The following is a 2017-nucleotide window of genomic DNA, read 5'->3' on the forward strand; positions in this document are numbered from 1 at the left end:
GCGCTGCTGGCCCGCGCCCGCAACCCGCACCGCGAGGTCGTCGCGATCGGCGACTTCCAGAGGGTGAGCTGGTCCGAGGCCGGAACCGCCGCCCGCCTGCGCCTCTCCGACGAGCTGCGCCAGGGACCCGTGCGGCCCGACATCGTGCTTTTCCCCGTCGGCCGCCCCGTGACCGACAACGTGGCGGTCGAACGCCTGCGGCCTTCCCGCGAGATCCTCGGCGTGGGCCAGAAGCTCGGCCTGCGCGCCCACCTGCGCAACTACGGCGAGGCCTCCTATCCGGACCTGCGCGTCGTCTTCAAGGTGGACGGCCGCGAGCGCGACGTGGCGCGCGCCTCGCTCGGCCCCGGCGAGGAGGTCCAGGTGCTTTTCACCCACACCTTCGACGCGGCCGGATCGCACGTCGTCGAGGTCGAAACCGCCGCCGATCCGCTGGCGGCGGACAACCGCCGGCTTCTGAGCGTCCCGGTGTGGGACCGCCTGCCCGTTCTTCTCGTCAGCGGCGACCCCAACCCCGAGCCCCTCCGCGGGGAGACCGACTTCCTCGAGATCGCGCTCCGGCCGTACGCGGCGGCCCGCGCGGAGCTCGCCGATCTCGTCGTCCCCCAGGTGGTCGAGGCGCGCGACCTCGACGCGCGCCGCCTCTCCGAGGCCCGCGCCGTGGTCCTGGCCAACGTGCCGCAGCTTTCCGAGCCGCAGCTCCGGGCGCTCGAGGACTTCGTGCGCGCCGGCGGCGGCCTTCTCGTCTTCCCGGGCAACCGCATCAACAGCGCCTGGTACAACGCCGCGTTCGTGGCCGGCGGCCGCGGCCTTCTGCCGCTTCCCGTGGCCTCGCTCGCCGGCAGCCTGAGCCCGTCCGGCTCCCGCGCCTCGATCGTGTCCCAGCACTACGCCCACCCGGCCCTGGAGCTTTTCAACGACCCGCGCAACGGGTCGCTTTCGGACGCCCAGATCTGGCTGTGGTACCGCATGCGGCCGGACGCGGCGTCCCGCGAGGGCGAGGCGGCCCCCGCCGTCGTGGCCACGCTCGACACGGGCGATCCCTTCCTGGTGGAAAAGAAGTTCGGCGAGGGACGCGTGCTTCAGTGCGCCGTGCCGTGCGACGCGGACTGGTCGAACCTGCCGCTGCGGCCGACGTACCTTCCCCTGGTGCAGCAGCTCGTGGCGTATCTGGCTTCCCGGGCCGAGCCGCCGCGCAATGTGGAGGTCGGCCGGCCGCTCGTGGCGTTCCTCCCGGCGTCCGCGGCCGGCCGGAAGGCCGCGCTCGTCGATCCCGAGGGGAAATCCTTCGAGGTGCCCGTGGCCGACCGCGGCGGCCGCGCGGTGGCGGAATTCGGACCCGCTCTGCGCCCCGGACTTTACGTCCTCGAGGTCCCGGGCGGGGGGCCCATCCACTTCGTTGCCCATACGGATCCGAAGGAGTCGGATCTGCGCCGCCTGTCCCCGGCGGAGATCGAGGCCGAAGCGCGGCGCCTGGGCGCGACCGTGGTGGATTCGGGGGCGGCCTACCGGCGCCTCGATCAGCGGCGCCGCTACGGCCGGGAGATCTGGCCGGCGCTCTTGGCGGCCGTGGTGGGCCTCCTCTTCCTCGAAGTCGTCCTCGAGCAGGCGTTCGCGCGCCGGGGGGCGGTCCCATGAGCCTGCGCTTCCTCGGCGAATGGAATCCGTGGGCCGGGGCGGCCGCCGCCGTCGCGCTCGCGGCGGCGATGGTGTGGCTCTATCGCCGCGAGACGCGCGGCCGCCGGGATCGGCGGGGATGGATTCTCCCCGCCCTCCGAGCGCTCGCCGTGGCCCTGGCCGTCCTCATGCTGACGGGACCCGTGCTTCACCACCGGCGCGAATTGGACGAACGGGCGCGGGTGCTCGTGTTCGTGGACGCCTCCCGGAGCATGGCCCTGGCGGACGACGCCATGGAACCTGCGCGGAAGCTTCTTCTCGTGCACCGGCTGGGCTGGACGCCTCCCGAGGCGATCGACGCGCGGCTGGCCGACGCCGCCGACGCGCTGGCCCGCGCGGG

2 protein-coding genes are annotated in these 2017 nt (G+C 73.9%); both read left to right on the forward strand.

All coding sequences use genetic code 11. The features are described from left to right. A partial coding sequence (locus VNO22_15635; protein HXG62800.1) for a CARDB domain-containing protein occupies positions 1-1638 on the forward strand: 1638 nt, incomplete at its 5' end. Continuing rightward, a partial coding sequence (locus VNO22_15640) for a hypothetical protein (GenBank protein HXG62801.1) occupies positions 1635-2017 on the forward strand: 383 nt, incomplete at its 3' end. The genes VNO22_15635 and VNO22_15640, both read left to right, overlap by 4 nt.

The organism is Planctomycetota bacterium (assembly GCA_035574235.1).
Taxonomy (GTDB): Bacteria; Planctomycetota; MHYJ01; order MHYJ01; family JACPRB01; genus DATLZA01.